Annotated in this window: 26 protein-coding genes and 1 pseudogene; 5 read left to right on the top strand and 22 right to left on the bottom strand. The window is 62.3% G+C overall.

Going from position 1 to position 26,998, the window contains the following annotated elements; translation table 11 throughout:
- Positions 1 to 39 precede the first annotated feature (39 nt).
- Positions 40 to 906: a LysR family transcriptional regulator gene (locus VOM14_RS00745; RefSeq protein WP_327626750.1), complete on the bottom strand. Its 867-nt coding sequence runs from the start codon at positions 904 to 906 to the stop codon at positions 40 to 42.
- A gap of 135 nt (positions 907 to 1,041) precedes the next feature.
- Here VOM14_RS00745 and VOM14_RS00740 point away from each other — a divergent pair, with 135 nt between their 5' ends.
- Entirely contained in the window at positions 1,042 to 1,986 is a 945-nt protein-coding gene (locus VOM14_RS00740) for an AEC family transporter (RefSeq protein WP_327626749.1), read from the top strand.
- A gap of 122 nt (positions 1,987 to 2,108) precedes the next feature.
- Positions 2,109 to 2,687, top strand: a complete 579-nt coding sequence (locus VOM14_RS00735; RefSeq protein WP_327626748.1) for a DUF4337 domain-containing protein — start codon at positions 2,109 to 2,111, stop codon at positions 2,685 to 2,687.
- A gap of 103 nt (positions 2,688 to 2,790) precedes the next feature.
- On the opposite strand, the gene VOM14_RS00730 is transcribed toward VOM14_RS00735, so the two are convergent.
- The 7 genes from VOM14_RS00730 to VOM14_RS00700 form a co-directional block, all read right to left on the bottom strand.
- Positions 2,791 to 4,065, bottom strand: a complete 1,275-nt coding sequence (locus tag VOM14_RS00730) for an RNA polymerase sigma factor (protein ID WP_327626747.1) — start codon at positions 4,063 to 4,065, stop codon at positions 2,791 to 2,793.
- A gap of 4 nt (positions 4,066 to 4,069) precedes the next feature.
- Positions 4,070 to 4,477 carry a VOC family protein gene (locus VOM14_RS00725; protein WP_327626746.1) on the bottom strand — a complete coding sequence of 136 codons (408 nt, stop codon included), beginning with the start codon at positions 4,475 to 4,477 and terminating at the stop codon, positions 4,070 to 4,072.
- A gap of 30 nt (positions 4,478 to 4,507) precedes the next feature.
- Entirely contained in the window at positions 4,508 to 4,921 is a 414-nt protein-coding gene (locus tag VOM14_RS00720; protein ID WP_327626745.1) for a YciI family protein, read from the bottom strand.
- A gap of 136 nt (positions 4,922 to 5,057) precedes the next feature.
- Positions 5,058 to 5,411, bottom strand: coding sequence for a YciI family protein (locus VOM14_RS00715; protein WP_327626744.1), 354 nt, complete (start codon positions 5,409 to 5,411; stop codon positions 5,058 to 5,060).
- Positions 5,412 to 5,668: 257 nt separating this feature from the next.
- The gene (locus VOM14_RS00710) at positions 5,669 to 6,142 is read right to left on the bottom strand and encodes a hypothetical protein (protein ID WP_327626743.1); all 474 of its coding nucleotides are present in this window, start codon (positions 6,140 to 6,142) and stop codon (positions 5,669 to 5,671) included.
- Between the two features lie 764 nt (positions 6,143 to 6,906).
- Complete coding sequence (locus tag VOM14_RS00705; protein ID WP_327626742.1) at positions 6,907 to 7,179, bottom strand: DUF1488 domain-containing protein; 273 nt, start codon at positions 7,177 to 7,179, stop codon at positions 6,907 to 6,909.
- A 108-nt stretch (positions 7,180 to 7,287) separates the two neighbouring features.
- Entirely contained in the window at positions 7,288 to 7,692 is a 405-nt protein-coding gene (locus VOM14_RS00700; protein WP_327626741.1) for a hypothetical protein, read from the bottom strand.
- 534 nt (positions 7,693 to 8,226) lie between these two features.
- Here VOM14_RS00700 and VOM14_RS00695 point away from each other — a divergent pair.
- Positions 8,227 to 8,577 (top strand): DOPA 4,5-dioxygenase family protein, encoded by a 351-nt coding sequence (locus VOM14_RS00695; RefSeq protein ID WP_327626740.1) that lies wholly within the window; start codon positions 8,227 to 8,229, stop codon positions 8,575 to 8,577.
- Between the two features lie 40 nt (positions 8,578 to 8,617).
- On the opposite strand, the gene VOM14_RS00690 is transcribed toward VOM14_RS00695, so the two are convergent.
- Together VOM14_RS00690 and VOM14_RS00685 are read right to left on the bottom strand one after the other, a co-directional pair.
- A complete protein-coding gene (locus VOM14_RS00690) occupies positions 8,618 to 8,929 on the bottom strand; it encodes a high-potential iron-sulfur protein (RefSeq protein WP_327626739.1) in 312 nt (103 codons plus the stop codon).
- A gap of 70 nt (positions 8,930 to 8,999) precedes the next feature.
- Complete coding sequence (locus VOM14_RS00685; protein ID WP_327626738.1) at positions 9,000 to 9,725, bottom strand: nitroreductase; 726 nt, start codon at positions 9,723 to 9,725, stop codon at positions 9,000 to 9,002.
- A gap of 209 nt (positions 9,726 to 9,934) precedes the next feature.
- Here VOM14_RS00685 and VOM14_RS00680 point away from each other — a divergent pair, with 209 nt between their 5' ends.
- Positions 9,935 to 10,930: an aldo/keto reductase gene (locus VOM14_RS00680; RefSeq protein WP_327626737.1), complete on the top strand. Its 996-nt coding sequence runs from the start codon at positions 9,935 to 9,937 to the stop codon at positions 10,928 to 10,930.
- A 36-nt stretch (positions 10,931 to 10,966) separates the two neighbouring features.
- On the opposite strand, the gene VOM14_RS00675 is transcribed toward VOM14_RS00680, so the two are convergent.
- From VOM14_RS00675 to VOM14_RS31385, 8 genes and pseudogenes are all read right to left on the bottom strand, one after another.
- Positions 10,967 to 11,533, bottom strand: a complete 567-nt coding sequence (locus VOM14_RS00675; protein WP_327626736.1) for a YbhB/YbcL family Raf kinase inhibitor-like protein — start codon at positions 11,531 to 11,533, stop codon at positions 10,967 to 10,969.
- Between the two features lie 55 nt (positions 11,534 to 11,588).
- Positions 11,589 to 12,389, bottom strand: a complete 801-nt coding sequence (locus VOM14_RS00670) for an ROK family protein (RefSeq protein ID WP_327626735.1) — start codon at positions 12,387 to 12,389, stop codon at positions 11,589 to 11,591.
- Positions 12,390 to 12,426: 37 nt separating this feature from the next.
- Positions 12,427 to 14,034, bottom strand: coding sequence for a glucose-6-phosphate dehydrogenase (gene zwf, locus VOM14_RS00665; RefSeq protein WP_327626734.1), 1,608 nt, complete (start codon positions 14,032 to 14,034; stop codon positions 12,427 to 12,429).
- 88 nt (positions 14,035 to 14,122) lie between these two features.
- Positions 14,123 to 16,966, bottom strand: coding sequence for an MGH1-like glycoside hydrolase domain-containing protein (locus VOM14_RS00660; protein ID WP_327626733.1), 2,844 nt, complete (start codon positions 16,964 to 16,966; stop codon positions 14,123 to 14,125).
- Between the two features lie 51 nt (positions 16,967 to 17,017).
- Positions 17,018 to 18,985 carry an amylo-alpha-1,6-glucosidase gene (locus VOM14_RS00655; protein WP_327626732.1) on the bottom strand — a complete coding sequence of 656 codons (1,968 nt, stop codon included), beginning with the start codon at positions 18,983 to 18,985 and terminating at the stop codon, positions 17,018 to 17,020.
- 174 nt (positions 18,986 to 19,159) lie between these two features.
- The gene (locus tag VOM14_RS31390; protein WP_442955497.1) at positions 19,160 to 19,885 is read right to left on the bottom strand and encodes a DMT family transporter; all 726 of its coding nucleotides are present in this window, start codon (positions 19,883 to 19,885) and stop codon (positions 19,160 to 19,162) included.
- The gene (locus VOM14_RS00650) at positions 19,882 to 20,277 is read right to left on the bottom strand and encodes a 2OG-Fe dioxygenase family protein (RefSeq protein WP_327626731.1); all 396 of its coding nucleotides are present in this window, start codon (positions 20,275 to 20,277) and stop codon (positions 19,882 to 19,884) included. The genes VOM14_RS31390 and VOM14_RS00650 overlap by 4 nt, the downstream gene beginning before the upstream one ends.
- Positions 20,278 to 20,546: 269 nt before the next feature.
- A pseudogene (locus VOM14_RS31385) lies at positions 20,547 to 21,104 on the bottom strand (fatty acid desaturase); the annotation flags it as partial.
- 647 nt (positions 21,105 to 21,751) lie between these two features.
- Between VOM14_RS31385 and VOM14_RS00645 the strand changes: the two are divergent.
- Positions 21,752 to 22,600 carry an oxidoreductase gene (locus VOM14_RS00645; RefSeq protein WP_327626730.1) on the top strand — a complete coding sequence of 283 codons (849 nt, stop codon included), beginning with the start codon at positions 21,752 to 21,754 and terminating at the stop codon, positions 22,598 to 22,600.
- Here VOM14_RS00645 and VOM14_RS00640 read toward each other — a convergent pair.
- From VOM14_RS00640 to VOM14_RS00625, 4 genes are all read right to left on the bottom strand, one after another.
- Positions 22,597 to 23,013 (bottom strand): rubredoxin, encoded by a 417-nt coding sequence (locus tag VOM14_RS00640; protein ID WP_327626729.1) that lies wholly within the window; start codon positions 23,011 to 23,013, stop codon positions 22,597 to 22,599. The two genes, VOM14_RS00645 and VOM14_RS00640, sit on opposite strands and share 4 nt — an antisense overlap.
- Positions 23,014 to 23,341: 328 nt before the next feature.
- Positions 23,342 to 24,550, bottom strand: a complete 1,209-nt coding sequence (locus tag VOM14_RS00635) for an aromatic ring-hydroxylating dioxygenase subunit alpha (RefSeq protein WP_327626728.1) — start codon at positions 24,548 to 24,550, stop codon at positions 23,342 to 23,344.
- A 136-nt stretch (positions 24,551 to 24,686) separates the two neighbouring features.
- Positions 24,687 to 26,138, bottom strand: coding sequence for a glycosyltransferase family 2 protein (locus VOM14_RS00630; RefSeq protein ID WP_327627387.1), 1,452 nt, complete (start codon positions 26,136 to 26,138; stop codon positions 24,687 to 24,689).
- Positions 26,139 to 26,192: 54 nt separating this feature from the next.
- Entirely contained in the window at positions 26,193 to 26,792 is a 600-nt protein-coding gene (locus VOM14_RS00625) for a cytochrome b (protein ID WP_327626727.1), read from the bottom strand.
- Positions 26,793 to 26,998 lie beyond the last annotated feature (206 nt).

Here is a 26,998-nt window from a genome sequence, read left to right as displayed (position 1 = left end):
ATTCCTCGCGGAAATGTTGCCGCATCAAATCGCCGTGCCTCACGTCAACTCCAGAAACCGCGCCAGACAAGGGTTCCGGTTCGCCGGCGACCACGCCAGCGCCTGCTCAATCAATGGCGCGTCCACCAGCGGTTTGAACACCACGCCGGCGAGCTGCACCTTGCGCATGGAGGCGGGAACCAGCGCCACACCGACACCTTCGTCGACGAGACTCAACACCGTTTGCTGCAATTGCACTTCGAAGCGAATGTCGGGTTCGAAGCCGCCCGAGCGGCAATGTTCGAGGATGGTCGCGCGCAAGGTCGGCGCGACTTCCTCGGAGGCGAGCACGAACGGCTCGCCGGCCAGTTGCGCGATCTTGAGCCGCCGCGCGCGGAGTCGCGGATGGCTGCGCGACAGCGCGACGCACAACGGCTCGCGCAGTATCGTGCGCGTGGCGAGCCCCTTGTCGGGCGCATGCGGAAACATGATGGCCGCGTCGATGTGCCCCGCCACCACCTGCGCGGCCAGATCGTTCGATACCACTTCGCGCAGATTCAGCGCCACCTCGGGATACGCCGCGCCGAACGCCCGCGCGTAGCCCGGCACGACGTTATACGCGGCGCACATCGTGAAGCCGATCGCGAGCTTGCCTGCTTCGCCGGACGCCGCCGCCTGCGCGTTGCTCACCGCCTGCTCGACGGAAGCGAGGATTGCTTTGGCATCCGCATAAAAGCGCTCGCCCGCAGCGGTCAGCGTGACGTTGCGCGGGCTGCGTTCAATCAGCGTCACGCCGAGACTCGCCTCGAGCGCCGCGAGTTGACGGCTCAACGGCGGTTGCGACAGATTCAGGCGCGCCGCCGCTCGCCCGAAATGGCGCGTCTCGGCAAGCGTAACGAAGTAGCGCAGCGGCTTGATGTCGATCACTTTGCATCCACCTTTTTCGACGATGCATAAAAGGTATCGTCGGAGACAAAAAACAGTATTTGATTGTATCAACGCAAATCACTACGCTGACGGGTCGTTCTTTTCCCTCGCGCGCTCTGCGCCCATTCCGGTCCGATGTTAGCCACTCTTGAGATTCTGCTTCCTGTCTTCGGCCTGATCTTCGCGGGCTTTGCGTGCCGCCGGCGCGGCGTGCTCGGGCCGAACTCGGCATCGGAACTGAATCGTTTTGTGGTCTGGCTCGCGCTGCCCGCGCTGCTGTTCGACACCATGGCGCGCGCGACGTGGGCGCAGTTGTATCAACCGGCGTTCGTCATCACGTTTTCGATTGCATGCGCCGCCATCTTCGTGCTGATTCTCGCGATGCGTTTGCTGAGCGGCCGCCATCTCGCCGACGCCAGTGTCGACGCGATCGCCGCGTCGTACCCCAACACAGGCTATATCGGCTTTCCACTCGGGATGATCGCGTTCGGCCAGGCCAGCCTGACGCCGACCACCATCGCGACGATTCTGGTCGCGTGCGTGCTGTTCGCGGGCGCCATCGTGCTGATCGAAATCGGTTTGCAGACGGAACGCACGCCGCACAAGCTCGGACTGAAAGTGCTGCGCTCGTTGGCGCGCAATCCGCTGATCGTGTCGCCCATTGCGGGCGCGCTGTATGCCAGTCTGCACGTCGCGCTGCCGCCCAGCGTGGAGACGTTCCTGAAGCTGCTGAGCGGCGCGGCCAGTCCGTGCGCGCTCGTCAGCCTCGGCTTGTTTCTCGCCGAAAAGCGTCCATCCGGGTCGGGCACGCGCGGCATTCCGTTGCTGCTCACGCTCGTCAAGCTGATGGTGCAACCCGCGCTCACCTGGTGGCTCGCGGCGCGCGTGTTCGGGCTCTCGCCCGAACTGGTCGAAATGGCCGTCGTGCTCGCCGCGCTGCCCACCGGCACCGGCCCCTTCATGCTCGCCGAATTCTATGAACGTGAAGCAGACATCACGTCGCGCACCATTTTGCTGTCGACGGTCGGCTCCATCGCGACGCTGTCGTTACTGCTGCTTTGGATGGGGCATCGCACCTGAAGCGGAATGCCTGGCAAGCACCGGGCGCCGGCTTTTTCCGGATCGCGACATCACAGGCTAAGATTGAGTTCTTCGGGCCACGCCGCCCGGACACGACAAAAAAGTTCGACTCGGAGAATGCGATGTCTGAAGAGTATGAAGTTCACGGTCCGCATGACCACGCCGTCGAGCACGCCGGTCACCACGAAGCGGACTCGTTCGGCAGCCGCATGGCCGTGGTAACGGCGATCCTCGCGACCATCGGCGCCCTGTGCGCCTATCAGAGCGGCAATAGCGAGAACCTCGCGCTCTACTACAAGAACGAAGCCGCGATCAAAAAGACCGAGGCGTCGAACCAGTGGGCTTACTACCAGGCCAAGGGCGAAAAGCAGAACCTCGCGGAACTCGGCGCGGCGCTGGCGGCCGCCAATACCGACGCGCAAACGAAATTCCTCGCCGACGTCGACAAATACAAGCAGCAGAAAGAACCGATTCGCGTGAAAGCCGAAGCCATCGAAAAAGAAGTGCTCGACAACGACGCGAAGAGCGAAGTGCTGCTGCATGGCCATCATCGCTGGGCACAGGCGACCACGCTGATCCAGGTCGCCATCGCGCTGTGCGCGATCACACTGCTGACGCGCAAGAAGTGGCTGCGCAATCTGTCGTTTGTGGTTGCGGCGGCGGGCGTCGCGACGGGCGCAATGGCCTTTTTCTCGGCTTGACCGGAGCTTCGCGTGGTCGATGGTTCTGCCCGTGAGCTGATCCGATAACGCGGCCTGCACGCCCCTTCCGCGCGCCCGGTTTATGCGCACAAACTCGGGCGCGCTACTGCATCGCCGAGCGCGCTCGCTCAAGCATCAATTCGCGCTCGCGCGCATTGCGCGTCATTCCGGCAGCGCGCTCGAATTCCGCGCGCGCCTCGTCCATGCGGCCAAGTTTCGCGAGCAGATCGCCGCGCACGCTCGGCAACCAGTGATAATTCGCGAGCGCTGCATCGGCGACGAGCGCGTCGGCGATTTCAAGTCCCGCCGCTGGCCCGAACGCCATGCCCACCGCCACCGCACGATTCAATTCGACGACCGGCGACGGCGCCACCTGCGCCAGCGCGTCGTATAGCGCGACGATCTGCGCCCAGTCCGTTTCCTCTGCGCGACGCGCGCGCGCGTGGCAAGCCGCCAGCGCCGCCTGCAACGCATACGGCCCGCTCGCGCCGCCGAGTGCGTGCGCGGTGTCGAGCGCGGCCAGCCCGCGACGGATCAGCAGCGGGTCCCAGCGGCTACGGTCCTGATCGAGCAACAGAACCGGACGGCCGCGCGCGTCCGTCCGCGCATGCGTGCGCGACGCCTGAATCTCCATCAACGCGACGAGGCCGTGCACCTCGCTTTCGCCCGGCACGAGACCGCTGATTACGCGCCCAAGCCGCAGCGCTTCTTCGCAAAGCGCCGGGCGCATCCAGTCGTCGCCGGCGGTCGCGGAATAGCCTTCGTTGAAAATCAGATAAATCACTTGCAGCACCGATGCCAGTCGCGGCGCGCGCGCGTCGGCTTGCGGCACTTCGAACGGCACTTTTGCCGCCGAGAGCGTGCGCTTCGCGCGGACGATGCGTTGCGCGACGGTCGGCTCGGGCACGAGAAAGGCGCGCGCGATTTCGTCCGTGGTCAAGCCGCCGAGCAGCCGCAGCGTGAGCGCGACGCGCGCGTCGGTGGACAACACTGGATGACACGCGGTGAATACGAGCCGCAGCAGATCGTCGCCGATATCGTCGGCACGCGCGGCGTCGAGCGCATCGACGAAATCCGGTACGAGATGCGCCTCCAGCGCGTCGAGATCGTGGCCCAGTTCTTCGCGTTTGCGAGCGTGCAGCGCTTCCTGCCGCAGGCGGTCGAGAGCGCGATTCTTGGCAGCCGCCATCAGCCACGCTCCGGGGTTGTCGGGCACGCCCGCGTCGGGCCAATGTTCGAGCGCGGCCACCAGTGCGTCTTGCGCCAGTTCTTCGGCGAGACCCACGTCGCGCACGATCCGCGCGACGTGTGCAATGACCTTGGCAGATTCGATCCGCCAGACTGCCTCGATGGCACGATGGGCGGCCGGCTTCGTCACAGGCTTAGCCCGCCGCCTTCGCGTTCGGGTCCATGTAGACCAGCTCCCAGATATGTCCGTCGATGTCTTCGAAACCGTGGCCATACATGAAGCCGTGGTCTTGCGGCGCGCGCGGCGCGGTGCCGCCCGCGGCGAGCGCCTTCGCGACCAGCGCGTCGACCTCGGCGCGGCTTTCGCACGACAGACACACGAGCACTTCGGTGCTTTCCTTCGGATCACACAGCGACTTATGCGTGAACGACTTGAAAAAGTCCTTGACCAGCAGCATCGCGTAAATATTGTCACCGAGGATCAAACTCGCCGCCTGCTCGTTGGTGAATCGCGGGTCGAAGCTGAGACCGAGCGCGCTAAAAAATGCCTTCGACCGTTCGAGATTATCGACGGCGAGATTGACGAAAATCTGCTTATGCATGATTGAATCCCATGTACGGTTGGCGTGAAGTCAGTTGCGGCCCGCGTCCAGTTCACGGAAGCGTTCGAGTTCCGGGCTCGGCTCGAAATCGTCGAGTTCGTAGAGTTGCCGCACTTCGATTTCACCATCGGCCTGTTCGCCGAACGGCGCGGGAAAGCGGCGCGCCCATTCCATGGCTTCTTCGCGCGAGCGGACCTGGATCAGCGTATAGCCGGCGATCAATTCCTTGGTCTCCGCAAACGGACCGTCGATCACCGAGCGCTCGCCACGGCTATAGCGAACCCGCCAGCCTTTCGAACTGGGCTGAAGGCCGGTGGCGTCGAGCAGCACGCCGGCTTTGGCGAGTTCTTCGTGGTACGCGCCCATGGCGGCCATCAGGGATGCTTCGGGCATTTCGCCCGCTTCGCTTGCGGCAGTCGCCTTCACCAGAATCATGAATCGCATGGCCATTACTCCTTTCGTCGTTAAATTGTGGGTTGAGAGGCTAGCGTATTGCAGGCTCTTATTCACACGACGAGTCACGCGCGAGCCGCTCGACACTTCTGCTTATTGCCTGGGGAAAATCCCAGGCAATAAGCGCTTATGCGAAGCACGGACCAAGCTTGCGTACTTCCACCGTGCACCACGCCGCCGCCGGACAGGACTGCGCGATCGCCACGGCTTCCTCGCGCGAGTCGCAATTGAGCAGGAAGAAGCCGCCGATCATTTCTTTCGCTTCGGCAAACGGGCCGTCGAGCAATTTCGGCTGACCGTCGCGCACCTGAACGCGCACGGCGTCGTGAGACGATGTGAGCGACTCGACCGCGCGCAGTTTGCCGCGCGCCTTGAGGTCTGCCGCGAACCGCACCATCTGGTCGTAGACTTCACGGCCCTGAGCTTCGTCGCGTTCCACGCGTTGTTCCGGCGGCTCGACGATAAGCAGCATATAAGGCATGGCGTCTCCAATGAATGACGCTGCGGACCGGCGCCCGGCAGTCGTACGACGGCAACCATCGCGCTCTCGGCGAGCGAGTAGAAAACCAGTCTAGCAAGCGCGGATCGTTGCGGTAAACCTGTTCCGGCGGTCAAACCGTGGCCAGACGGGCGGTTTTACGGAGACTCGTAGAGGGTGGACGCGGTGCGGCGATTAATTGGTCGCCCAAATAAAAAACGCCCCGCGTGGGGCGTTTTTCTCGTCGGCGGCTATGCGGTTCACAGCACCGCTTCGGCGATCGCCTTCCTCTGCGCCGAGCGCATCAGGCCTTCGATCATGCGCGCCTCCGCGCTCGCAATGTCGCTCAACGATGCCGCCGATAGTTGCCCGTCGAGAATCGCAAGCGCCGTGCAAAGGCGCGCGTATTCGTGGCCGTTCAGCGTCCATGCGCCGGTCCGCTGCTCGCGGACGTCCAGTTCGACCATCGCCGCATGCCCGCTTTGAATGTCGGCGAGAACGTTTTCGCCAACACCGAGGCGTGCCAATTCCTGCGACGCCAGCAAGTGCCGGCTCAACGTCAAGTGCAGATCGCGCGAGCCGTGGCCGCGCTGGAACGCGTCGAGTGCGGCATAGCATTGCAGCAGCATCGCGGCAGTGACCGGTTCGTGAGCGGTGCGGCTATAGGCCAGCGCACGCAACAGCGGCGACATGGCCGCCGGATTGTGCTTGCGGACTCGCGATTTACGGGACATAGATTCAACCTCCTTCGCTAACTCTCGGCTTCGTCACCGGATCAATTGGATGGCCGGCCACGAACGCCGCCGATGCGCCGGCGGCTCGACAGGCTCTAACGTGAGTCTGTGAAAGCATGATGGCAAGCAAATATTAAGATGGACTTAAAGAGCAAACGTCTTGCCCGTTCGTCGCATCCACGAAAAAAAAGCCCTGTTCTCGCGAGAGAACAGGGCCGGACAGGATGGAAGAGTCGTGCGCGCGCGTGGATGCTCGCCGACCTGTGACCATCGAAACTGACAAGCTGTTGCTAGTTGTTGCTGCTGCGAAAACGGTTGTTGCTACTTCGCCCTCTACTGCGTCATCGTCTACTGCGCCATTTGCATTGCTTCTACTACCTACTGCTTTACTGCGCTGCCACGTGGACCACCGCGGCACACTGCCATCAACGGTACGGTTCAAAACAACGCGGGGGAAGACCGCGTCGATGGGCTCGGTGATTTGTCGCTCCATGGAAAACAGTGTAGGCGAGCGCACGCTCAGGCAATTGGGCAAAAGGAAGGGCATTGCCGCGTTAGTTTGGCGAATCGGCGTAACAATCGGGGGCAAATGAAGGCGCGACTAGATCGAGAAGGCGACAACACAAGTAGGAAGCACGAGACGAAGCAAGAGAAGAAGCGCGCGACGAGCAGCGGCGCACTCGCGCGTCGCCCGCGCGAATGTCCGCGCGAAAAAAGCACGCGCAATGTCACGCGGACGAACCGCGTGCACCCGTCGACGGATATCAACCACGCGCGGCAAAATCGCTGATAGTCAGGAGGACTTTTTCGCCTGGACGCGCCAGCATTTTTCTTTCCGCGACCGCCGTGATGCGCTTGCGGCCATCGGCGAAAGTTTTCAGCATGCGGTCTTCGGCCGCGCCGCGCTGCAGCCAGAAATATTGCTCGAGCGCTTCACGCGTGACGGCGCATTCGAGGTCCCGCCCTCGCGCCGAGAGCTGGAAAATCACCGCGCGTCCGTCTGCCGAGACGCTTGGTTCAAGCTCGATCATCTCCATAGCCCACCTCGCAAAGTTGGTTATGCCGTTCGCGGTGTTGAACGAACGACATCGAACGAAACTGAACAGACACGCAAGCCGCAAGCGGTCTTTCGGCTGATGAATCCGCTACCGCGCCGCCATCACATCCATCGTAAGCGAACGTGAGGACGCGTGCATCTCCGCGTGTTCGTGCGCCAACGCGGGCGCAAACGGCAGCGAAATGGCACGCGTGTGCGTGGGCGCCAACATGCGCGCGGAAGCGCTGGGCCATCGCCAGCGTTTCACGCAGAAGTCATGCAATAGCGTACTCAAGCCTTCGGACATTGCGTGTGTGCCGCCGCGCACTCCGCGCGACGCGGACACCAGCGCCAGCCAGGAATGCGGCGGCCGCAGTTCATGGCGCACCACGCCGCTCGAATCGGCGAAACGCAGGCAGCCCGTGTCGGGATAGAAGACGAGCGTCATCACATCGCCGTCCAGGGCGCGCGTCAGAATGTGTGGTCTCGTGTTCAGCATTGTTCGTGTATGCAAGGTGGCGCCGTTCTCGCGAGGAATCGGCGTCTCGCGCGCAAGGTCTCGCGCCCGCGCGCGTGGAAAATGTGCGGATAAATGTGCGGATAAGCCAAAAGCAAAGCACATGCCAGCAAGTTTGAAACGTATCGCGCGCGCCGTCACTCCGGTGCCGCACAGCGAAAACCGGCGAAGCGTTTTCGCGGCAAAACATCGGCGGCGCTTGATGCGTGGCGGTTAAAGTCGCTGCGAGGCGGGCCGTGGCGGACGGCCGCGCGAGCGCCGCCACGCGCGCATTCGAAACGGCTCGCATGGTAAAAAAGCGCAGGCAGCGTGACAATTCGCGCCCATTCTTACGTAGCGACCACGCCTCGATATGCCCGACCGCGAACCTGCCATCACGTTGCGCCCCGCGCTCGCCGACGATGCCCAGCATCGGGCGCGTTTGCTGCATCGCTTTGAACGAGAGTTTCACACGCGGCGAGCGCCCGGCGCATCGGCGGAAACTCAAGCAGAATAATTGGCGGATAACGACTGACAGACAACGGACCGATCATGACTCTTCGCGACACCTCCGCCATTCGAAGCTGGCACGCGCACGTCTATTTCGATTCCGCGACGCGCGAGGCCGCGTCAGCCTTTCGTGAACAGATCGAAGCGCACTGGAACGGCAAGCTGCAAATGGGCCGCTTTCACGAACGACCGGTCGGGCCGCATCCGATGTGGTCGTATCAAATGGCGTTCGCTCACGAGCAGTTCGGCGAGATCGTCGGCTGGCTCACGCTCAATCACGGCGCGCTCGACATCTTCGTGCATCCGAATACCGGCGACGCACTGCGCGATCACCGCGACGCCGCCGTGTGGATCGGCCGCTCGCATACTCTCGTGCTCGATGCGCTGATCTGACGAAACGCCGCGCGGCTCACATCACGACTCACATCGCGGCTCACATGTTCGTGTACGAACTGCACCAGCCGCGCGTGGCGACCTGTTTGTCGCCGAACAAGGTGCAGCCGCCATAAGCGTCGGTGGCTTTGCCCTGAAACAGCGAACACGTGCCGCAAGTTTGTCCCGCCGCGTATTGCGAAAACTTCGCTGTGTCGACTTTCGACGCGTCCTCTTTATAGCCGAGCGCCAGCGCCTGCGGATCGCCCTCGCTGAGTTTCGCGCCGCTGTCGGCGAAGGCCACGCGCGCAAGCACGAGCGATGAGCCCGCGCTCACGCTCAACAACAGGAAATGGCGGCGCGATGTTGTCATGTTTCGCTCTTGTGATGGGATGGAAGTAGGCGCGCCCGACACGCAAGCGCGGTGTGCGCAACGTAACAGCTCAATCGAGGAAGCGCGCGAATCGTTCGACCGGTTCGCGTTCAGTTCGCAGCGCGTTGACCGGCGCGCTTTCGTCCGCGAATCCGAGCGACATGCCGCACACCAGTTGTTCGCCTGGCGGCAAGTCGAGTTGCGCCGCGATCAACTGATGAAACTGCGTGAACGCAGCCTGCGGACAGGTGTCAAGTCCTCGCCCGCGCGCCGCCGTCATGATCGCTTGCAGGAACATGCCGTAGTCAAGCCAACTGCCGCGCTCCAGCACGCGGTCGATCGTGAAGAACAAGCCGACCGGCGCGCCGAAGAAGCGATAGTTCTGCGCATGCTGTTCATGCATGCGCGCCTTGTCGCCCTTTTCAATGCCGAGCAGACCATATAGATCCCAGCCGATCTTGCGGCGGCGGTCGATATAAGGCGACACCCATTCGCGCGGATAGTACGGATATTCTTCGCGATAAAGCGCATCGCGCTGCGGATGATCGTAAGCCGCAAGCAAGGCGCGCGAAAGACGCGCGAGCGATTCGCCCGTGACCACATACACTTTCCATGGCTGAATGTTGGTGCCGGAAGGCGCGCGGCTCGCCACTTCGAGAATCGCCTCGACGTCGGCGCGCGGCACGGGCGTTGCGAGAAACGCGCGGACCGAGCGGCGCGTCATGAGCGCGGCGTCCACTTGCCTCGTGGTTTGCTTTGCGGCTTGGGTGGTGGTTTCGTTAGCGGGGCGTGTCATCGGCGGAATTCCGGCTGAAGCTGCAAGCGAATGGGCTGCAACGATTCTAGCGCGAGCGGCTCGGGCGCCCACTGCGGCGCGATGGATAATCCCGAATCAACCCGAATAAGCCCGCTTCCAAACGCGAGTCTCGATTTGCGTTTATCCTCGTTGGATCTATTTTTGCAGTCTCGTTTTGCAACCCTTGAATCCCATTCCCGGAGTTGAGCATGCAATATCGCAAATTCGGCCGCACTGGCCTGACTGTTTCCCGCTTGTGTCTTGGCACCATGACCTTCGGCCTGCAAACCGAAGAAGACGCGTCGCGCCGCATTCTCGACACCGCGGCGGACGCGGGCGTGAATTTCATCGATACGGCCAACGTCTATCCGCTCGGCGGCGGCGAGACAAATGCCGGACGCACGGAGGAAATCGTCGGACGCTGGCTGAAAGGCAAACGCGATCGCTTCATTCTGGCCACGAAGGCGGTTGGCAAAATGGGCCCTTCGGCGTGGGATCAAGGCGCGTCGCGCAAGCATCTGCTCGATGCAATCGACGCCTCGCTACAGCGCCTCGGCACCGATTACGTGGACCTCTATCAACTCCATTCCGACGACGCGAACACGCCGCTCGACGAAACACTCGAAGCGCTCGACACAATCGTTCGCTCGGGCAAAGCGCGCTACATCGGCGTGTCGAACTTTCTTGCGTACCGGCTCGCGCGCGCGCTCGGTCGCGCGGATGTCCTGCGGGTGGCGCGTTTCGTCTCGGTGCAGCCGCGCTACAACCTGCTGTTCCGCCAGATCGAACGCGAACTGCTGCCTCTCGCCGACGAAGAGCAACTCGCCGTGATGCCGTATAACCCGCTCGCCGGCGGCTTGCTGACGGGCAAGCACAAGCTCGACGCCACGCCCACTAGCGGGCGCTTCACGGAAAGTGTCGGCACGGCGGGCGCAATGTACTCGCAGCGCTACTGGCATGAACGCGAGTTCAGCACCATCGAGCGGCTCAAAAAGATTGTCGAGCCGACCGGCGAGTCGCTGACGCGCGCATCGCTCGCGTGGGTTCTGGCCAGTCCGCATGTGACGTCGGCGATTATCGGTGCGAGCCGCGCCGAGCAACTGGCCGATACGCTGACGGTTTCCGACCTCGTGCTGGACGCCGACATCAAGAAGCAACTCGAAGAAGCCAGCGTCGAATACCGTTGGGGCGACGCCGCTCGCTGAACCTGCGCCGAGCTTCAGCGGCGGCCAGCGCGGCGATTACCGGCCGTAGCGAAGCACCGTGCTGGTTGCGCCCACGACGTGATCTTTGATCGCGTCGAGCAACGCGTCTCTCGACAATCCGGCGGGCAAGGCGTCCGGCAGAAGATCGAGCGCATAGATCTGCACGAGATAGTGGTGCGGAACGTCGCCGACCGTCGGACACGGCCCGAAATAGCCGGGATCGCCGAAGCGATTCGTTCCGCCGACGCTTCCCGACGGCGCGGCGCCCGCGCCCATCGAGGTGACGGAGGGCGCAATGCCATACAACACCCAATGCACGATGCCCAAGCCCTTGGCGCCGTCGGCATCGAAGAGAGTCACGGCGTAGCTCTTCGTGCCCGCAGGCGCATTGCGCCATTGCAGCGCGGGCGACACGTTGCCGCCGCCGCAATGGTTGGCGCTTGCCGCATGGCTCGAATCGAGTGTGCCGCCGTCGGCGGTGCCCGGCGATGTCAGTGCAAACGCGTCGGCTGCAAAGGCATGCGGCGCGGCGGCAGCGAGCATCACACCCACGCCGATGGAGATCAGGCGCCGTAAAGCGCCAAAGTTAGCGCGTCGAATCATGGCTGATTTTGCTCCCGTTTTGCTCCCGGCTAGTGGCGTGTGCGTCAGCCGAATCCTATTTGAACTTGCCCGTGCGCGCGTTCGCCTCAGGAAGCTGCCGCGTCTCACGCACCGAGCGCGGATGCCATAGCCGCGCGCCGCCTTCAATGCCCGCGTCGTTCGAAACGGTCGCCACGTTGGCCGGCAAATCGAAATTCAGGCGTGCCGCGTTGCCGCCGCCAATCCACAACTTGTCGTAATTCACGAGCGCTTCGAGAATTCCGATCACCTTATGAACGCGCCGGTTCCAGCGTTTATTCCCGGCTTTTTCGCGCGCCGCCTCGCCGATGTATTCGTCGTAGGCCACGCCTTTCTTGCTGACGGGATGATGCGCAAGCTCCAGATGCGGCATCAGCTCGCCGTCGCGAAAGAGCGCGGTGCCCGCGCCGGTGCCGAGCGTCAGAACGAATTCGAGACCTTTGCCTTCAATGGCGGCGAAGCCCTGCATTTCGGCGTCGTTGATCATGCGCACCGGCAGGCCGCCCAGCTTCTGCGCGAGCGAATCGGCAAGCGGAATGTCGTGCCAGCCTTCCACGCCGAAATGCGGCGCGGTCAGAATGCGGTTGTTGCGCACCACGCCCGGAAAGCCGATGGACATCAACGCGGGCGGTGCTTTTTCGATCAACGGCTGGACCAGTTTCGCCAATGCATCGACGAGTTGATCCGGCGTGCACGGATGCGGCGTCGCCACGCGCACGCGCTCGGTTTGCATCTGACCGTCCGCGTCGATGATCGCCGCTTTCAGGCCGGTGCCGCCCACGTCGATTGCGAGAATCCGCTCGCTGCCTGTCGCTGCTTTTGCTTTCGATGTCGCCAAGATTGACCCCCGGTTTGTGTTGTGTCGCTTCACGGTATTACTTCTTCTCGACCGCGTCCGGTTTCAACGGACGCCATGCGCGGCCGTCGCGCGCCAGGAGCGCGTCTGCTTCCGCGGGCCCTTCGCTGCCGGCCGCATAGCCGCGCAGTGCAATCGCGCCGCCTGTTTTGGGATGCAGCACGTCGTCCACCGCGCACCAGCTCGTTTCGATGCTGTCGGCGCGCTGGAACAATGTCTCATCGCCCAGCATGCAGTCGTAGAGCAGCGTTTCATAGCCGACGTTCGCGCGTTCCGCGAAGAAATCGCCGTAGTCGAACGAAGACTGCACCGGGCCGATCTGCATGACTGGGCCCGGCGTTTTCACATTGAAGTCGAAGCTCGTGCCGTGCGCGGGATCGATGCGCAAGGTCAGCACGTTCGGCGTGAGCGCGTCGACCGGCGTGTCGCGAAACAAACGGAACGGCACCGGCTTCAGTTGCACGGAAATCTCAGTGCGGCGCGCGGCAAGCCGCTTGCCCGTGCGCAAATAGAAAGGCACGCCCGCCCAACGCCAGTTTTCGATGAACACGCGCGCGGCGGCATAGGTTTCCGTCGCGCTGTCCGGCGCGACATCCGGTTCCTCGCGATAGCCCACGCCCGCCGGTCCCTTTTCGTATTGTCCAAACACGACGTCGTCCGGCGACAGCGGCACGATCGCATCGAAGATGTCGGCCTTTTTATCGCGCACGGCTTCGGCATCGAATGAATTGGGCGGCTCCATCGCGACCATGCCGAGCAACTGGAACAGATGGTTCGGCACCATGTCGCGAAACGCGCCGGTCTGCTCGTAAAACTTGCCGCGTCCTTCCACGCCGATCGTTTCAGCCGCCGTGATCTGCACACTGTCGATGTATTCGCGCCGCCACACCGGCTCGAAGAGCGCATTCGCGAAGCGCACGGCGAGAATGCTTTGCACCGTGTCCTTGCCGAGAAAATGATCGATGCGATAGATCTGCGATTCCTTCGCATACGACAGAATGTGGGCATTCAGATCGCGCGCCGAGGCGAGATCGGTGCCGAACGGCTTCTCAATCACAATGCGGCGAAAGCCGCCGTCTTCCTTGAGCAAACCCGCGTCGCCCAGATGTTCGACGATGGGTTTGAAAAAGCGCGAGCCGACTGCCAGATAGAAAATCACATTGCCGCCCGGCGTCTGCGCGAGCTTCTGCTTGAGCTTCGTGAAGGTGTCGGGCGTTTCGAACTCGCCCGCCATGTATTCGAGGCGCTGCGCGACCCAATCCCACGCTGTGTCGTCGAGTTTGCCCGCGTGAAAGGTGCTGGCTTTGTCGGCGGCGAATTTTTGCAGCGACTGGTGCAGGTCTTCGGTCCACTCGCTCGTCTCGCGCTCGCCATGATTGACGCCGACAATCTGCATGCCGCCGTCGAGCAAGCCGTCCACCGCGAGGTTGTAGAGCGCGGGCATCAAAAGACGCCTGGTGAGGTCGCCGCCCGCGCCGAAGATCACGAGCGTGCAAGGCGGCGCAGGATGCTTGCCTGCGGGCGACGGCGGCGCGCCGTGCGGCGTCGCGCTGACTTTGCAGCTGCGCTCGGCGTTGGGGTTGGCGTTCGGTGGATCGGCAGCTTGAGGATTCGGTGTAGTCGACATGGGATTCACTTGAGGAAGCCAATGAAACGGACGTGGCGATACTGGAAAGACCACGCCCGCACCCACACAGTTCAAAAACGATGCCGCGCTATTTGACCGACGTGCTCGCGAGCGCGGAGGTGGTTTCAGGTGCGGCTTCAGGTGCGGCTTCAGGCGGTGCGGCCTGCGGCGCCGCGGGCCGCGCGGGCGCGGGCGGCGTATTCGGCGCCGTGGGTACAGGCGCGCGCCCCGGCTCGCCCGCCAGCGGCACATTGCCCGAAGCCGCCATCACGCGCGGTTGCAGCAGCAGCGCCACGAGCCCCGTCCAGCCCGTTTGATGCGATGCGCCCACGCCGCGCCCGTTGTCGCCGTGAAAATACTCGTGGAACAGAATCAGATCGGCGGAACGCGGGTCGGCCTGCAACAGAGGATAAGCGCCCATTACCGGACGCTCGCCATTCCTGTTCTTCAGAAACAGCGTCGTTGCGCGCCGCGCGAGTTCGTCGGCGATTTCGCACAGCGAGAACTTCTGGCCCGAGCCGGTCGGATATTCGACGCGGAATTCGTCGCCGTAATAGCGGTGAAATTCGTAGAGCGATTCGATCAGCAGATAGTTCACCGGCATCCACACCGGGCCGCGCCAGTTCGAATTGCCGCCGAATACGCGCGTGTCCGATTCGGCCGGCAAATATTTGACCGCGAAGCTGGCGCCGTTGTAATCGAACACGAACGGATGATCGCGGTGATACCGCGACAGCGCCCGCACGCCGTGATCGGAGAGAAACTCGCTTTCGTCGAGCGCGCGCCGCAACAGCGCCTTCATGCGATGCCCGCGCAACACCGAGAGCAACAGCGCGTTGCCTTTGCCCGGCTCGTTCCAGCGCGACACGAGCTTCGCGAGATCAGGCCGATGCTTGAGAAACCAGACGAGCCGGTCGCGCAATCCCGGCAATTCGCCGTGCAAACGCTCTTCGAGCACGTGCACGGCGAACAGCGGAATGAGCCCGACAACCGAGCGCACCCGCATCGGACGGCTGCTGCCGTCAGGCAGGCGCAGCTTGTCGTAGAAGAATTCGTCTTCGCTGTCCCACAGTCCGGTATCGCAGCCGTCGTCGCAACTCACGGCTTGCGCGATATACAGAAAGTGTTCGAAAAACTTCACGCCGATGTCGACGAACACATGGTTCGCATACGCCAGTTCGAGCGCGATGCGCATGAGGTCGAGCGCGTAGGCGGCCATCCACGCGGTGCCGTCGGCCTGATCGATGTGGCCGCCGGTCGGCAGCGGCGACGAGCGGTCGAAAATGCCGACGTTGTCGAGCCCGAGAAAACCGCCCTGAAAAATATTGCGGCCGTCGGCGTCCTTGCGGTTCACCCACCACGAAAAATTCAGCAGCAGCTTATGGAAAACGAGTTCGAGGAAATCGCGGTCCGCCTTGCCCGTGAGCGCGCGATCGATTTCGTAGACGCGCCACGCGGCCCACGCATGCACCGGCGGATTCGCATCGCTCAGCGCCCACTCGTACGCGGGCAGTTGTCCATTCGGATGCTGATAGCGGTCTTTCACGAGCAGCAGCAATTGACGCTTGGCAAACGCGGGATCGATCAGCGCGAACGCCGCGGCATGAAACGCGAGATCCCATGACGCGTACCACGGATATTCCCATTTGTCCGGCATCGACACGATGTCCGCATTGCACAGATGCATCCAGTCTGCGTTGCGGCCATGTTTGCGCGCGTCCGCGGGCTTCGGTTGCAATGGATCGCCTTCGAGCCAGCGATGCACATCGTACCGGTAATACTGCTTGGACCACAGCATGCCCGCGAGCGCCTGGCGCTGCACGAGGCGCGCGTCGGGATCATTCATTTCGTGTTGCAATGCGCCGTAGAATTCGTCGGCCTCGGCGATCCGCCTGGCAAACAACGCGTCCGCATCGAACGGCACTTCGTCAGGCCGCGCTTCCGGGCGCCAGCGCATGTACACCACCGCGCGCCCATGCGGACCGAGTTCGATCGGCGCATGCGCGCCCGCCTTGGTGCCGCGGTCGCGACGCACCGCTTGCTGATCGCCGTGCACGAGATAATCGTTAAAGCCGTCCTTGAACGGACCTTCGGCTTGCATGCCGTACAGGCGCTTCACATTGGTGTCGTTTTCGCACAGGAGCCATGTGATCTGCGGCGCGTCGTTCGACCACGCCGTGACGACAATCGGCTCATGTCCTTGCTGATGCCCGATCAACTGCGCGTGGCCGTTGTGATCGGCGCCAGCCAGAAGCGAGGGCTTGTCCGGATTCCCTTTCCACGACCACGAATTGCGCGCCCAGATTTGCGGAAGCACGTCGAGCGAAGCGGCTTCGTCCGCGCGGTTCTCGATTGTCACGCGCATTACGATGTCGTCGGGCGCGTGCTTCGCGTATTCCACCTGCACGTCGAAGTAGCACGAATCGTCGAACACACCGGTATCGAGAATCTCGTACTCCGGCATCTCACCGCCACGCCGAGCGTTTTCGTCGATCAGATCCTGATACGGATAGGCCGCGTGCGGATACTTGTAGAGCATCCGCATGTACGAATGCGTGGGCGTGCCGTCGAGATAGAAGTACAGCTCCTTCACGTCCTCGCCATGATTGCCCTGCGCGTTCGTGAGGCCGAACAGGCGCTCCTTCAGGATCGCATCCTTGCGATTCCACAGCGCGAGCGACACGCACCAGCTGAGTGTGTCGTCGCCGAAACCGGCAATGCCGTCCTCGCCCCAGCGATACGCGCGGCTGCGCGCATGGTCGTGCGGAAAGGAGTCCCACGCGGTGCCGTTCGCGCTGTAATCCTCGCGCACGGTGCCCCATTGACGCTCGCTCAGATATGGTCCCCAGCGCTGCCATTGGGCGCAATCCGCCGAGTGCAGACGTGAGCCTTCAAGGGTGGCGAACAGGTTGGCAGCGCGCAGCGGTGGCATGACAGCGTCCTTGCGTCGGGCTTGGCGATGGGACACACATCGTAGCGCGGTTTACGCCACGGTGCGATTCAAACCGGCAAGCAGCGTTTCGATGCGCAGCAGCTCGCCGAGCGACCACGCCTGAAACGGCGTGCCGGCGGGCGCGTGCGGCGCGTCGCCGTCGGCGAGTTCGGACATGTGATCGAGCCCGGCGCAATCGAGATGCGCGTACAGCGGATCGAGAAAGCGCGTTCTGGCTTGTTGCCGCGCATCCGCCGTGTCGCCGTGAACGCGCAACCACGCCTCGACAAACGGGCCGAGCAGCCACGGCCACACGGTGCCTTGATGATAGGCGCCATCGCGTTCGGACGGCGCGCCGCCGTAGCGCCCGCGATAAGCGGGGTCCGACGGCGCGAGCGTGCGCAAGCCGAGCGGCGTGAGCAGTTGCGCTTCGACCCGATCGACGACCGCGCGCGCCGCCGCGCCTTCGAGCAAGGGAAACGGCAAGCCGCCCACCGCGAAAATCTGATTCGGACGAATGGAGCGGTCCATCGCGCCTTTCACGTGATCGACGTCGATGTTGTCGAAAAGCGTTTGCGTGGAAGGCTCGACAAAGCGTTCATGAAAGGCCTGCAACGCGCGCCCGGCCGCGGGTTGCCATTGCGGATTCCACCTTGCTGCAATGCGCAATGCGTTGATCCAGAGCGCCTGCACTTCGACCGGCTTGCCGATGCGCGGCGTGACGACCCGATCGCCGACCTTCGCGTCCATCCACGTGAGTTGCATGCCGGGAACGCCCGCGCTCAACAAATCGTCATCCGAAGATGCCTTGATGTTAAAGCGCGTGCCTCGCGTGTAGCCCGCGAGAATCGCCTCGGCGGCCTGCTGGAGATGCGCGCGCGTTTCCGCGCTCGCGTGCTGCGTCGCCAGATAGTCGTGCACCGCGACGATGAACCACAGCGATGCATCGACGGCGTTGTATTCGGGCGTGTCGCCGGAATCGGGAAAGCGATTCGGCAACATGCCTTCGGACAAGGTGCCGGACCATTCGAGCAGGATCGCCTCGGCCTCGTCGAGACGGCCGGACGCGATGAGCAAACCGCGCATCGCGATGAACGTATCGCGGCCCCAGTCGGTGAACCACGGAAAGCCCGCGAGTATCGTGCGGCCTTCGTTGCGCGCGACGACGTAGGCATCGGCCGAACGTTGCAGGCGCGTGCCCAAAGCGCTGCGGCGTTGGCGCTCGATATCGGCAAGTTCCGCCGCGTGACGCGTTGCCGAGGCTTTCGCGCCAATTGCGTCCGACGCGCTCAGAATCATTACGGCTTCACCTTCGGCGAGATTGAAGCTGAAGACGCCGGGCGTCGCGAGCTCTTCGCTGAAGTCGAGCCCGCGTTCGCGTTCCCGAACGTAGCAGAAGTTGCGATACCAGTCCGGCGCGTGCGTGTAGACGCCGTTCGTCGCGACGTGAATGCGCGGCAGGTCGCCATACGGTTGCCAGCTCGTGCGGCTCGCGTCGTCGCTCGTTTGCGCGCTGAAGTTGAACGCAGCGTTCTCATGATGCAACGCGTGATAGTCGCGACCCGACAGCAAAGGCCGCACCTTCAGTGTGAGCGCGCGTGTCGGCGAAGCGGCTGACGTGCATTTGCACCGCCAGCGCAAAACAGTTTCGCGCGTCGCCTTGCTGACGAACACTTCCGCCGTGATCAGCGTTTGCGAATCGAACTGCAAGCGCCACGTGGGCCACGGTTGCGTGTCGAATGCGAGCATGTTCGCCGTGAGGTCGGGATACAGCACATCCGGCACGTAGCGCTGCATGGTCAACGCATAACGCGCGCCGTCGGCTTCGAGCCATGCTTCGACACCGTTCACGAGCACCACGCGGCCGCCCGGCGCATGCGTGGCCGTCAACAATAACGCGTGATAGCGGCGCGTGCGCAGCGTGCCCACGGTTCCCGATGCAAAGCCGCCGAAGCCGTCCGCTTCCAGCCATTCGTCTTCGAAACGCGTGATGTCGAAAGGTCGTTCTATGCGTGTCATGGCGTGAGCAACATGGCGAGGCCGCGATGATGTTTCGATGCGCTTGAACCTGGCTTGTTTGAGCTGCCAGCAGATGGTGCTGACGTGACCATTGTCCTACTTATTGCATTTCGAATCCTTTCGACAGCCTCTCGCGCCGTGTTGCGGGTCACGTGGAGAATGGGCGGCCGAGTATCAGCGATCCGGCCGCGGTGGCGCCGGTGCCGGTGCCGGTGGCGGTGGCGGATTAATTCGCGGATTGCATGGAGGCTTCGACCGGGCACGTGCGGTTGGGGTGCGTCTGGGCGAAGCCCCGGTGGCCACAGTGGTCGTCTGGGCCGCGTCATTCAGCGGTGTCAGTCGCAAAATCGAAGTAAGAAGCGTCGTGGTCGCATAAGGCATTGCAGCCATCAAGGCACATGAAATACCGGTCAGATATGAAGGGGCCTTGTTTAACGCACCGGGCTGCGCCAGAACGATAAGTCCAACGAATGCCAGGACTAACCAGGTTAATGCTGAACCTGATGCACGCTTTCGAAGAATGAAAAACTCTGCGATCAGCAACAAGAACGGCTGAACGCTATAGACGACGGTAGTAATGCCGACGGAGGTTAGCCGGTACGCAGTGAAGAGGAAACACCAGTTCGCCATCAAGGCTAAGGCGCCGAGGACCAGGATGGCCAAACCTTTCCGGCTCAACCGGAACGATCTGAGGTATCCGCGAAAGTAACAATACGCGGATAGTCCGACAGACCCGATCGCGCATCGGAAGAACACGACATTGAATGGTCGCTGTCCGGACAAGATAACAAAGTACCCTATCGTTCCTGATATTGACATCGCCAGAAGCATGCACAGTTGCCCAATGCGGCCATCAGAAACCGGCCTCTGTTGCTGGCACCCGCTTAACTCGGAGTTCATTTCTGCTGTACCTCGGCCTCGAGGTTCACAAGCATGACATCTCTATATGCCCTGCCATCAATCGATCCCAACGGCGTCACGGCGTGTTTTTTGGTGCGATCAACGATGAGCGTGTCGAACAAACGGGTCAACCTAAGAACGTGGGTCGGCTTGCTATCCATTTCGGATATCACGCTGTCTGCCCCGATTGCATTGCCGGTAAGCTGAACCAGGTGAATAAGCACGAGCGGCTCGTCGTCGAGATGAAGCCATACAGGCGAACTGAAGGTAGCTCCCCCTTGATCCGCCCTGTAACGAATGAAATGAACACTAATATTTGCACTACTCTTCCCGACCAGATCGCAGTATTCGTTGATGTATTTGGTATCGCACTGGAAGATGTGCAGAAACAAGGCCCCTTTTGTACATCGATCTCTCTTCGCTGTATCGCGTTGGGCCAATTGCGGTCTGCACCCGTTCTGTGATGCCAGTCGTGAACAATAAGCGAGCCCTGTACGATCAACAGTCGTGTGGGGAGATGTATCAGTGCATGCTCAAACCACCAGCCCACCCATGCACGGAGCCATGCCACACCAGAGAGCCCGGTCGCTGGGAGATTTCGAGCGCAAAATCGGCCATGGCTGTTCTTTAGATGCGAATCGCGAACACTCTGGAAGTCCGTTCTCAGTATCCAGGCGTGCTCGGTGACCAAATGCAGCAGCGAACATATTTGGTAGCTCACGACCAGTGGAATGACAATCGAGATCAGAAACGCGGAGAGGGGCAATGCACAAGCCATTGCGATGAGTGAAAGAAGCCACGCCGAACTCATCGCCAGACGATAGAAGGGAACGCGGTAGAAGTTGCTTTTCAGTCGTCCATAGAAATATCGCAGGTGGAATAGAGGGTTCACGCATTGCCATAAAAGAAGCCATTTCATCCGTTCGACAGAGACGCCCGGCCTTAATCCCAATGTATAGATGGCCGCCAGGTCCTGGTCTTCCATGGTTGAAAACTCGCGTCCGTGGTGTTCGTAGACATGGAAACGGCGATATGAATCGAACGGCTGCACGATCGTGACTGTGGACAAAATCTCGCACAGTATGCGATTCGCCAGCTCCGATCGAAACACGGCGTTATGCACGCCATGGTGGATAATCGTCGCGACGATGTAACGTGCGCCCGACACTGTTAGCGTCACTGATAGTAAGAGCCAGAAGAGATTCACATGCCCCGTCATGATGGCGATAGATGCAACGACCCCACCCACGAGCTGGGTGACAGCTCAAGCAGTGCATTCAACCGGGCTGACCATTCTCGCAACCTTCCTGTCTGGAAGTTCCTTGCCGGTCAGCCATGTCCAGAAGCCTTGAAACGGAAGTCGCTTGTAAGACTCACGAATAGACTGAGAGTCTTCTAGCTGCTCTCTTGATGTTATCGCCTGCCTCGACTGGGATTTAAGGTTGCGCCGCGCGCGTAAAGCTGCCTTCGAATTGTTCATGCAATCGGGTTACGTGGACTAGGGCATCGCAGATAGCCTAAAGCGAACACTGGCGATATTTAGTTGCTCTAACCTGTAGCGCCCAATTATTCGAGAAATTCCCACTGATGCAAATAGGATCAACGTAAAGATTTGAAAAAGCGATTAAATAGATTCGTACAATGCATATCCAAATTTCAAGACTGAATACGCATTGGCATATTCTCAGCGCAGCGGTCGGAATTTTTGACGGAGAATGAGTTCGGCTCGACGCCGAGGCGCACAGCGGACCCGCCGCGCTGCGACTACAATTGAAGCCTCCTGCCCGGCGCAAACAACAGTCAAAGCGTTACTCAAAAGAAAGGCGCGCGGCCATGTCGTAGAACATCAACAGGAGTTTTTCCCACATGATGAATCGAGACAATCCCGTCTGGCTGATCACCGGCTGTTCCACTGGCTTTGGTCGCGAACTCGCCAAACTCGTGCTCGCGCGCGGCTGGCGCGCCGTGGTGACGGCGCGCGACGCGTCCAAGGTGAAAGACATCGCCGAACCGCACGGCGAGCGCGCGCTCGCGCTGCCGCTCGACGTCACGAACCTCGCGCAAATCGAAGACGTGGTCGCGAAAGCCACGCAACATTTCGGGCGCATCGACGCGCTCGTCAACAACGCGGGTTACGGCTATCTCGCGGCGATCGAAGAAGGCGAAGATCACGAAGTGCGATCCATGTTCGAGACCAACGTGTTCGGTCTCGTCGATATCACGAAAGCGGTGCTGCCGGTCATGCGCGAACAACGCGGCGGTCTGATCGTGAATGTCTCGTCGATTGGCGGAATCACGAGTTTCGCGGCGACCGGCTACTACCATGCCACCAAGTACGCGGTGGAAGGGCTCTCCGAATCGCTCGCGATCGAAGTGAAGCCGCTCGGCATCAACGTGCTGATCGTGGAGCCCGGTCCGTTCCGCACCAACTGGGCCGGGCCGTCGATCAAGCAATCCGCCACCGTGATCGACGACTACGCGGCCACGGCCGGCGAGCGCCGCAAGCAGACGGAAGCGCGCAGCGGCAAGCAGGCGGGCGATCCGGTGCGCGCGGCGCAGGCGATTATCGACGCCGCGCTAGCCGACCAGCCGCCGCTGCGTTTGCTGCTCGGCCAGACCGCGCTCGAACTGGCGCGCAAGAAGCTGGACTTCATGCGCGGCGACTTCGATGCATGGGAAGCCACCACCGTCGGCGCGGACTATCCGGCAGGCTAGAACTCCACCAGCGCGAAGTCCTCCTTGCCCACGTCGCAGAGCGGGCAGCGCCAGCCGGCGGGAATGTCCGCCCAGCGCGTGCCCGCCGCGATGCCTTCTTCGGGCAAACCGGCGGTTTCGTCGTAAATCCAGCCGCAGATCACGCAGACCCATTGCTTGAGGTCGTCCGCTGAAACGGTATTTTCAGCGGACGAACCTTGCGCGCGCGCCTCGTGCGCAGCCGGCGTCTCGTCCAGGCTCACGACGAGCGGCGCGTCGGTGCCCGCGCCATTCGCGGCAAGCCGCGCCTGCAGGCTGTCGAGCAGGCGCTGAGCTTCGTCGCGGGTCAGGTCGATCCAGTAGGGATCGCCGGCGCCGTCGTTGAGCCGCTCCGGCGAAAACTGGAGTTCTACCGCCACGCCCTTCTTGTACATGGGCGCGTTACACCAGCATATTCAGGACGATGGCGGCCACCAGGCCGGCGCCGCCGATCAGGCCGAGAAATTGAAGCAGAGTGAGGGATTTGCGCGATGAGGTGGGGAGTTGTTGCGTGGTCACGGAGCAGTCTTCGAAATCGGAAAAAGCGAAATGGTACACGGGTCGCCGTGCGGCCTATGCCGATTTGCGCAAACCCGCGTGCCTCGGTGGCGAAACAAGCGGGCAAACCGGCTGCCCATTATCGCTGTTCGACCGCGCCCGATTCGCTACGCACAAGAGATGAATTCATTCCCGATTGGCCGGAAAAGCGCCCGCGCGCCGTGCTCAGGTTTTCGCCAACGGGCTGCCGTGGCGCGAATCCCAGAAGCGGATCACGTCGGTGTTGGCGGTGCCCGCGCCGACCACCTGATCCGGTGCGCCGCGTTCGCGCAGCAGCGCGCGCAACTCGTTGATGACCGGGAATACTTCATGGTTCCAGTCCGCGCCTTGTGAATCGTGCGCGCGCTGCTCGGCCTCGACGATCTCCCGGTCTTCCTTGAAGATGCGCTCGGTGAACCACACCAGCAGCGGCCACGCGAGATTGAGCGCGCCGGGAATGCCCGGCTTGCGAATCGACAGCAGGCCGAAAGTGCGGTTGATGCGCTGCTCGCGATCGAGCGGCACATAAACGATCCACAAATCCATCACGAGCGTCTGTTCGGACGTGCGAATCTGCAGCGTCTGATACGGATATTCGGTGCGGATCGTCATCACGTCCTTGTCGTTGTCGCCGCCCGTCTTGCGGCTCTGCCCGAACACGATGGCTTCGCCGATCGGCTGCTGTCCCGCCATGCGTGCGAACGTGTAGTCCACTTCGACCCAGCCTTCGCCGTGCCGCCGCCCGAGCGAACGCGCGCGCATCTGCCCCATTTGCTTGCGGTGCAGGAACTGATGGTTCATGTCCATCAGATTTTCGTGCATGAACGAGTAGTGACAATTCACCGGACGGCCGAAGCGCCGCGTCTTGTACTTCTTGTCCGACACGGAGCCGAGTTCGGGCACTGGACGAACTTCGGCCATGGCCGGATCGCCGGGAAACACGAAGATCAGACCCTCCACTTCGCGGCACGGATACGAGCGCACGCCGTTCGGCAAGCGCTCGCGGCCGAGATACGGCACGTCGATGCATTTGCCCGAGCAATCGTAGGTCCAGCCGTGGTAGCCGCAACGGATCGACTCGCCGTCCACCACGCCCTGATGCAACGGCACCTGCCGATGCGCGCAACGATCTTCGAGCGCGAACACGTTGCCGGACGCGGTGCGCGCGAGCACGATCGGATCGCCCGCGAATGTCACGCCATGCGTCTTGCCGCGTTTCACTTCATGCGACCACGCGAGCGGATACCAGTAGTCGGGATGAATGCCGACGCGGCGCAGGTCGCGCACCGGCGCGTCGTGGGCGCCATGGCCCGGCGTGGGTCCGGCTTTCGGCGATGCCGCATGCGTTGGCGACGCGTCGACGGTGCTTTGTTCGAGCGGGGGAACAGCATGCATAGTGTCGAGCCTCCGTGCGCGTGCGAATAGAGTCGGCGACCGCATGACACACGGCCAGCATCGCCGTCAGTCTACTCGAAGCAGGCAAGGCATGGGTTCGGCACAGCCGCCGCCGAGCTGTGACGGAGCCTTGCCGTCAGGCCTCGTCGTGTGATACGAGGCCCGTGCGGCGTTGCACGCCCCACGCGCGCCCGCCGCGCAGGAAGTGCAGCCAGCCGAGCGCCGCGCCCGTGTGCCGCAAAAGCTGAAACGTGAACGGCTCGGCGACGGCGGCCAGCATCGCCATGGGCATGCTGGAGCCGCTGCGCTCGCCGGTCCAGCGTCGATAGAGATAGATACTCCAGAGGTAGAACGCGAGATCGATCGCAGTTTTCAGGCCGATCACGCTGAAGATCGACAGCACAATCGCGCCGTGTCCGCCGAACAGGAAGGCGAGCAGCAGCCCAAAGGCCGTCAGGCCATAAATGGGCTGCATGGTGTCGAGCGCCTTGACGGGCAGCATCATCATGCCAAGCTTTCCGTAATGACGGTTGCCGGTCATGTCGCGATTCCAGTACTGCGTTTGCAGAAAGCCCGCGAACCAGCGGCGGCGTTGGCGCAGGAAACTGGCGAGCGTGTCGGGCGCGTCGGTGTGCGCGTGCGCGTCGCCGACCACGCGCACGTCCCAGCCGAGGCCGTGATCGACGGAATAGCGGCGCAGCCGGTGAATCAGCTCGTAGTCTTCGACGAGACACTGAGGATCGAAGCCGCCGACATCCACCAGCGCGTCGCGCCTGAACGACGCGAATGCGCCCGACACCAGCAGCAAACTCTCCGCGCGCATCCACGCAAAGCGCGCGATGAAATTGCGCATGTATTCGTAGGTCTGGAACCATTGCAGCACGCGGCCCGACGCCGATTTGCCGCACACGGGCACCAGAATGCCGGCTGCGGCCACGAGCTTCGGCTCGCTCGCGAACGCGGCGCACATGGCGTAGGTGGCGTCGTCGTCGAGCAGCGTGTCGGCGTCGACGGTCATGACCGTGTCGGTGTTCATCACGGTAATCGCGGCGTTCAACGCGCGCGCCTTGCCGCCGTGCGTCAGTCGCAGCCAGAACAGATTCGGGTAAAGCGAACTCGGCTTGCTCAGCGTGCCCTCGGCCGGCGCGACGAGGCCGAAGCGTTCGGTGAGCAATACATGGGTCGAGTCGGTGGAGCCGTCGTCGGCAATGACGATCTGCGCCGGGCCGCGCACCTGCCGCAGCAGCGCGGCCATCGTGGCGGGCAGCACCGCCGCCTCGTTATGCGACGCGACGATCACGCCCAGGCTAGGCAAGATGCGCGGGTCGTAGTCGGGTTCGAGCGGCGGCGCACGCCGCATCAACGGCAAGCTTTTCCAGGTGACGAACACGAGCAGCAACGTGTCGTAGATCACGTAGGCGATGCCCGTTGACCACGCAACCACACCTTGCAGAAAAAATGCGCGCGCGAACAGCAGCAGCCACACGGCGATCACACTTGCATGAATCAGCGTGCTCGACCATGTCGCGCCGCGCGGCAAAACGCGCGGCGATGCAAGCGCGAACGCCTGTTCCAGGTTCTTTTTCAACATCACTCGCAGGTATTTCGTTACGACGATTTCAATGAATGCGCGAAGCGGCGCTCAGGGCACCATGCGCTTCAGAACCGACTTGCGATCGGTCCACTGATGCTTCAGCGCGCCGCCGATATGCAGGGCGAGCAGCGCGTACAACGCGTAACCGAGCCACGTGTGCAACGCGCCGAAGCGGCCGTGCAGCGTCTCCTTGAGCGCGGGGTCGAGATTCATGACGAAACCGATGCGCGGCCATTGAAACAGACCGAACAGATGCATGGGATGCGTGACCGCGTCTTTCCATGCGGAGTCGTGCAGCCAGCCGGACAGCGGCAGCGCGATCATCAGCAGATACAGCAGGAAGTGCGCGACGTGCGCCCCGATTTTCTCCCACGCCGGAAACTCGTGCGGCAACGGCGGCGGCTTGTGCGACACGCGCCACAAGATGCGCATGAGCGCGAGGCCGAGCACCGTGATGCCGATCGATTTATGTGTGTCGATGACAGGACGCACCCAGTCGTCGGGTAACGAATCCGCGCTGAGACCGAGCACCACGTTGCCGATCATCAGGAGCGCGATCAGCCAGTGCAGCAGGATCGCGGTGCGCGTGTAGCGCGACGGCGCCGCGGCGGAACGCTTGTTAATGATGGAGTCGGCGTGCGTGTTCATGAGGCGTGCGGTCCGCGTGAAGTCGTTGCAAGGAGAAACCCCCAAGTGTGCCGATTTATTCCACGGCGCGCTTAAGCATGTGTTTCATTTTATTTCAACGGCATGCCGGACACGGCCGCGCTAAGCCGGCGAAATTCGCATCGCAAGAAAAAAATAGCTTGTGGCACACAACGTGCGATAGACCGATTCAATTGGCATCGACGGGC

This window comes from Paraburkholderia sp. MPAMCS5, from assembly GCF_036016995.1.
Classification (GTDB): domain Bacteria; phylum Pseudomonadota; class Gammaproteobacteria; order Burkholderiales; family Burkholderiaceae; genus Paraburkholderia.
This window is presented reverse-complemented; position numbering and strand designations above follow the sequence as displayed.

Coding starts and splice junctions, on each gene's coding strand:
- VOM14_RS00740 (WP_327626749.1), top strand. CDS start 1,042: ATGTTAGCCACTCTTGAGATTCTGCTTCCTGTCTTCGGCCTGATCTTC.
- VOM14_RS00735 (WP_327626748.1), top strand. CDS start 2,109: ATGTCTGAAGAGTATGAAGTTCACGGTCCGCATGACCACGCCGTCGAG.
- VOM14_RS00725 (WP_327626746.1), bottom strand. CDS start 4,477: ATGCATAAGCAGATTTTCGTCAATCTCGCCGTCGATAATCTCGAACGG.
- VOM14_RS00720 (WP_327626745.1), bottom strand. CDS start 4,921: ATGCGATTCATGATTCTGGTGAAGGCGACTGCCGCAAGCGAAGCGGGC.
- VOM14_RS00715 (WP_327626744.1), bottom strand. CDS start 5,411: ATGCCTTATATGCTGCTTATCGTCGAGCCGCCGGAACAACGCGTGGAA.
- VOM14_RS00710 (WP_327626743.1), bottom strand. CDS start 6,142: ATGTCCCGTAAATCGCGAGTCCGCAAGCACAATCCGGCGGCCATGTCG.
- VOM14_RS00705 (WP_327626742.1), bottom strand. CDS start 7,179: ATGGAGATGATCGAGCTTGAACCAAGCGTCTCGGCAGACGGACGCGCG.
- VOM14_RS00695 (WP_327626740.1), top strand. CDS start 8,227: ATGACTCTTCGCGACACCTCCGCCATTCGAAGCTGGCACGCGCACGTC.
- VOM14_RS00690 (WP_327626739.1), bottom strand. CDS start 8,929: ATGACAACATCGCGCCGCCATTTCCTGTTGTTGAGCGTGAGCGCGGGC.
- VOM14_RS00685 (WP_327626738.1), bottom strand. CDS start 9,725: ATGACACGCCCCGCTAACGAAACCACCACCCAAGCCGCAAAGCAAACC.
- VOM14_RS00680 (WP_327626737.1), top strand. CDS start 9,935: ATGCAATATCGCAAATTCGGCCGCACTGGCCTGACTGTTTCCCGCTTG.
- VOM14_RS00675 (WP_327626736.1), bottom strand. CDS start 11,533: ATGATTCGACGCGCTAACTTTGGCGCTTTACGGCGCCTGATCTCCATC.
- zwf (WP_327626734.1), bottom strand. CDS start 14,034: ATGTCGACTACACCGAATCCTCAAGCTGCCGATCCACCGAACGCCAAC.
- VOM14_RS00660 (WP_327626733.1), bottom strand. CDS start 16,966: ATGCCACCGCTGCGCGCTGCCAACCTGTTCGCCACCCTTGAAGGCTCA.
- VOM14_RS00655 (WP_327626732.1), bottom strand. CDS start 18,985: ATGACACGCATAGAACGACCTTTCGACATCACGCGTTTCGAAGACGAA.
- VOM14_RS31390 (WP_442955497.1), bottom strand. CDS start 19,885: ATGAACTCCGAGTTAAGCGGGTGCCAGCAACAGAGGCCGGTTTCTGAT.
- VOM14_RS00645 (WP_327626730.1), top strand. CDS start 21,752: ATGATGAATCGAGACAATCCCGTCTGGCTGATCACCGGCTGTTCCACT.
- VOM14_RS00640 (WP_327626729.1), bottom strand. CDS start 23,013: ATGTACAAGAAGGGCGTGGCGGTAGAACTCCAGTTTTCGCCGGAGCGG.
- VOM14_RS00635 (WP_327626728.1), bottom strand. CDS start 24,550: ATGCATGCTGTTCCCCCGCTCGAACAAAGCACCGTCGACGCGTCGCCA.
- VOM14_RS00625 (WP_327626727.1), bottom strand. CDS start 26,792: ATGAACACGCACGCCGACTCCATCATTAACAAGCGTTCCGCCGCGGCG.